This window comes from Streptomyces beijiangensis (assembly GCF_017315755.1).
Lineage (GTDB): Bacteria > Actinomycetota > Actinomycetes > Streptomycetales > Streptomycetaceae > Streptomyces > Streptomyces beijiangensis.
Window position 1 is genome coordinate 1 of the sequence record NZ_JAFLRJ010000345.1, and the last position, 4,458, is coordinate 4,458.

At 71.3% G+C, this 4,458-nt stretch carries 4 protein-coding genes and 1 pseudogene; 1 reads left to right on the forward strand and 4 read right to left on the reverse strand.

Annotation, left to right across the window (positions count from 1 at the left end; translation table 11 throughout):
* Positions 1 to 445 precede the first annotated feature (445 nt).
* Complete coding sequence (locus J0695_RS30155; protein ID WP_206967357.1) at positions 446 to 1,342, reverse strand: LysR family transcriptional regulator; 897 nt, start codon at positions 1,340 to 1,342, stop codon at positions 446 to 448.
* Between the two features lie 101 nt (positions 1,343 to 1,443).
* On the opposite strand from J0695_RS30155, the gene J0695_RS30160 reads away from it, so the two are divergent.
* Entirely contained in the window at positions 1,444 to 2,427 is a 984-nt protein-coding gene (locus J0695_RS30160; RefSeq protein WP_206967359.1) for an EamA family transporter, read from the forward strand.
* On the opposite strand, the pseudogene J0695_RS44255 reads toward J0695_RS30160, so the two are convergent.
* From J0695_RS44255 to J0695_RS30170, 3 genes and pseudogenes are all read right to left on the reverse strand, one after another.
* Positions 2,312 to 3,091: pseudogene (locus tag J0695_RS44255) on the reverse strand (sugar phosphate isomerase/epimerase family protein); the annotation flags it as partial. The gene J0695_RS30160 and the pseudogene J0695_RS44255 sit on opposite strands and share 116 nt — an antisense overlap.
* Complete coding sequence (locus J0695_RS30165; protein ID WP_206967361.1) at positions 3,088 to 4,023, reverse strand: bifunctional helix-turn-helix transcriptional regulator/GNAT family N-acetyltransferase; 936 nt, start codon at positions 4,021 to 4,023, stop codon at positions 3,088 to 3,090. The gene J0695_RS30165 and the pseudogene J0695_RS44255, both read right to left, overlap by 4 nt.
* An 83-nt stretch (positions 4,024 to 4,106) precedes the next feature.
* The gene (locus tag J0695_RS30170; protein WP_206967363.1) at positions 4,107 to 4,280 is read right to left on the reverse strand and encodes a hypothetical protein; all 174 of its coding nucleotides are present in this window, start codon (positions 4,278 to 4,280) and stop codon (positions 4,107 to 4,109) included.
* Between the last annotated feature and the right edge of the window lie 178 nt (positions 4,281 to 4,458).

Genomic DNA, 4,458 nt, shown 5'->3' on the forward strand with positions numbered 1-4,458 from the left:
CACCGCTACAGCGGCTGCCGCGGCGGCAGCCGCTGTAGCGGTGAGCAGGGTGCGTCTGGAGGTGCGGTGGGGCACTTGGTGCTCCTTCCGGCCGTGCTGCGCAGGGAGTTGAAGGAAACTTCCAAGGTGCACGGATATCCGGAAAGTAACTGCCGGGTCAAGAGGGCGCGCAGAAAGGGCCTCACGAAAGAGCCCCGCGAAAGGGTCTTGAGGAAGGGGCCTGAGGAAGGGGCCTGAGGAAGGGTGCCGCCACCGGCGCAGTCTGGAGGGGGGCGCGCCGGTGGCGGGTGTGCTGCCGGCCGCAGGCGGTTGGAGAGGGGAGTCAGCGTTCGCAGCCAGCAGCGAGGCCGACACCGCTCCGCGGTGACTCACCAGCAGCACGGCACTTGGACGACCGCCGTTCCCCGCCGGTTCCCCACTTCCGGCAGTTCGGTACGGGTGCGCTCTACCGGGCCCAGTGCGCCTGGAGCGTCCGTACGGTCTCCGTGATCGCGGGCCGCCTGGCCGCCCCCGTACGCCAGAGTGCGTACAGCCGCCGCACCGGAAGCGGGTCCAGCTGTACGGCGACGGCCCCGCCGGGCAGTGGGCCGCGCCCCAGGCGGGGGACCGCGGCGATCCCGAGCCCGGCGGCGACCAGGGCGACGATGGTCTCGTTCTCCTCGGCCGTGTGCGCGATGTCCGGCTCGTCGCCGACCGTGCGCAGCGTCCGTACCAGCCAGTCGTGGCAGACCCGCCCGGGAGGCTGGCAGATCCACCGCTCGCCGGCCAGCTCCTCGCGCCGTACCGCCGTACGGCCGGCCAGCGGATGCCCGGCCGGTACGAGCAGATCGCAGGGGTCGTCGCCGATCACCGCCTGCTCGACGCCCTCGGGAGTGGGCAGTGGGGCGATGTCCCAGTCGTGCGCGACCGCGAGGTCGACCACGCCCTGGGCGACGAGGCCGATCGACAGATGGGGATCGACCTCGGTGAGTCGCGCGTCCAACGCCGAGTGTTCGGCCGCCAGTTGTGCCAGTACGCCGGGGAGCAGGCCGCGCGCGGCCGAGGCGAAGGCGGCGATGGCCAGCCGTCCGGCCGGCCGGCCGCGCTGTTCCTCCAGGCTCGTCTCGGCGCGCTCCACGATGGCGAGCAACTCCTGCGCGGTGGAGGCCAGTTGCAGAGCCTCTTCGGTCAGGGCGATGCCCCGGCCGCGGCGCTCGAGGAGGGTGGTGCGGGTCTCCCGCTCCAGCTTGGTGATCTGCTGCGAGACCGCGGACGGGGTGTAGCCGAGGGCGGTCGCCGCGGCGGCGACCGAACCGTGGACGGAGACGGCGTGCAGCGCGCGCAGCCGGGCGAGATCGAGCACGGCACATCCTCACTCAGGCAGTCATTCATTAGCAATGCTCAATCCAACCATGAAGACATCCGCGCTGGTGTTAACGGGTTGAAGTCGCCGATCATCGAGCCATGCGCCCATCGCACATCGCCCTAGCCGTCCTGATCACCGCAGTCTGGGGGGTCAACTTCGTCGTCATCGACATCGGCCTCGCCCACTTCCCGCCCCTGCTCTTCTCGGCCCTGCGCTTCCTGGTCGCGGCGCTGCCCGCGGTCTTCTTCGTGGGGCGCCCGAAGGTCGCCTGGAAGTGGATCGTGGGCGTCGGACTCGCCCTCGGCGTGGGCAAGTTCGGTCTGCTCTTCATCGGCATGAACCAGGGCATGGGGGCCGGCCTCCCGTCCCTCGTCCTGCAGGTGCAGGCGGTCTTCACGGCCCTCTTCGCGGCGGCCGTGCTCGGCGAGCGACTGCCCCGCGTCCGGGTCGCCGGCATGGCGGTCGCCCTCGCGGGCATCGCGGTGGCGGCGGTCGGCGAGGGGCTCGACGGCGCCGTGCTCGGCTTCGTCCTGGTGGTCGCGGCCGCCGCCTTCTGGGGCGTCTCCAACGTCCTCACCCGCAAGGCCGCCCCGCCCGACCCGCTCAACTTCATGGTCTGGGTCTCGACCGTGCCCGTACTGCCGCTCCTCGCGCTCTCCCTGCTCTTCGAGGGCCCCCGCGCGGACGCGGAGGCCCTCTCGGGGCTCGACTGGAGCGGTGCGGGCACCATCGTCTTCGTCGCCTGGGTGTCCACCGTATTCGGCTTCGGCGCCTGGGGGTTCCTGCTCCGTCACCACCCGGCGAACTCGGTGGCGCCCTTCACGCTCCTGGTCCCGGTCTTCGGGATGTCATCGGCGGCGCTCTTCCTCCACGAGCGCCTGACCGCGCTGGACTGGTGCGCGGCGGCGCTCCTGGTGGGCGGCGTAGCTCTGGCTTCTAGGACTGCGCGGTCTTCGCTTTCGCGATCAGCTGCTCCAGGTGCTCGCGCCCCGCTGCCAGCATCCCCGGCAGCTCCTCGGCCTGCGGATACCACCGCTTCTCGTACTCCCAGCACAGCCAGCCCCCAGGGTTCTCGGAGCTGAGGATCCCTACGCATTCGGCCAGCGGCAGGACGCCTGCGCCCAGGGCGAGCGGGGTCTTGTCGTCGGCCGACGCGATGTCCTTGACCTGGGCGTATCCAAGGTGAGGGGCGAGTACGGCATGACTGGTGACGGGGTCCTCGCCGCCGAGCCAGGTGTGCATGACGTCCCAGAGGGCGCCCACGTTCCGGTGTCCCACAGGGCCGAGCACACGGGCCGACGCGACGCCGGTGCGGTGCGAGTCGTGCGTTTCCAGGAGGATCGTCACGCCCTTGTCCGCGGCGATCTCCGCCGCGAAACCCAGCCGCCGTGCGGCCGTTGCGTCCGCGACGTCCTGCGGCTGGTCGCCGCCGCCGGGGAAGACCCGGACGAAGGGAGCGCCCAGATCGGCGGCGAGGTCCACGAGCTCGACGAGCCCGCGCTCGGCCTCCGTGTCGTCACCCTCGGCGGCGACCCGTACGTACCCGGCGACACCGAGGATCTCGATGCCGCCCCGGGCGAACTCCTCGACGGCGGCGGCCCGTTCGGCGGCGGTGGACCCGGGGTGCAGGGGCTCCTCCGGGTGGGCCCGGAGCTCCACGCCCTGGTAGCCGGTTCCGGAGGCGAGGCGTACGACATCCGTGATGGGCATGCCGGGCACCCCGAGGGTGGAGAAAGCGAACTTCAACGAACAATCCCTTCCTGAAGACTGAGCCGCCAGTCCTGTCCGACCAGATCCGCCCCGTAGGAGCGGTGCGGCTTCTCGGCGACGAGTGTGAACCCGGCGCCCTGATAGATCCTGCGTGCGGAGGCGAGCACATCGTTGGTCCACAGCACGAGCTCGCGGTACCCCACCTCGCGCGCGAACGCGACGACGACGTCGACCAGTTGACGCCCCACGCCGTGCCCGCGGGCGGAGGGCTCCACGAGCAGCAGCCGCAGCCGGGCGGTGCCCGGCGCGTCGTCCCGGACGCACATCACTCCGCCGACGGGACGCCCGTCGAGCTCCGCGATCCACACACGTTCCAGATACGGGTCGTGGTCCTGCGCGAAGTCGGCGACGATCCGGGCGACGAGCCCCTCGAAGTCGGCGTTCCACCCGAACTCGGCGGCGTACAGGGCCCCGTGCCGCTGCACGATCCACCCGAGCTCGCCGGGCCCCGGCTCGCGCAGCGCGGGCCGCGCGGCCTCCTGGGCGCCGCCCTGCCGCAGGATCTCGCGGACGGACCGCATGGCCTCCGTGAGCCGGGCCCGGTCGGCCGGATCGACCTTCGAGAGCATCGCGTTGACGGCTTCCCGCGACCGCTCGTCGAGCAGGGCCGCGGCCTCGCGGCCGCGAGGCGTGAGCGTGATGCGCTGGCGCCGCGAATCGAGTGCGGAGGGCGCCCGCTCGACGAGCCCCTCGCGCTCGAACTTGGCGAGGAGGCGGCTCAGATAGCCCGCGTCCAGGGAGAGTTCGGCGCGCAGGTCGGCGGCGTCGGTGCGGGGTGCGTGGGCGAGTTCGTACAGGACACGTGACTCGGTGAGGGTGTACGGGGTGTAGAGGTGCTTGCTGTAGTCGAGCGCGCCGATCAGGTTGGTGTAGAAGCGGTTGAACGCGCGGATCTCATGTACGGGCATGATGTCCACCCAGGGCCGGTTTCTTTGACTCCGTCAAAGGTAGGAGGAGGGGCGCGGCCGCACAAGGGCCGCAGGCGGATTCCTCAGTCGCGGTCCCGGCGGCTGCGCCAGCTGGTGAAGAGCGCGCCCCCGACGCCTGTCACCGCGGCGAAGGCCTCCGGTCCTGTGGCGGCGTAGACGATCGTCGCGAGGGCGAGCAGGCTGAGGAGGGCGATCAGGTCGAGTGCGGACCGGTTCTTCTTCTCGTCGTTGTTCATGGAACCAGTGCACCGCCGCATCCACCGGTCACCGCCATGCGACGAACGAACCCGCAGGAGGTCGTACGCGGGCGGACGTGGGCGAACGCAGGCCGATGTGCGGCGCTGTTCGGTGAAGTGTGTCGCCGTACGGTGACCTGATCCCTAGGGGGTGTCCGGCGGATCAGGCCGCCTGCGA

Coding starts and splice junctions, on each gene's coding strand:
- J0695_RS30160 (WP_206967359.1), top strand. CDS start 1,444: ATGCGCCCATCGCACATCGCCCTAGCCGTCCTGATCACCGCAGTCTGG.
- J0695_RS30165 (WP_206967361.1), bottom strand. CDS start 4,023: ATGCCCGTACATGAGATCCGCGCGTTCAACCGCTTCTACACCAACCTG.
- J0695_RS30170 (WP_206967363.1), bottom strand. CDS start 4,280: ATGAACAACGACGAGAAGAAGAACCGGTCCGCACTCGACCTGATCGCC.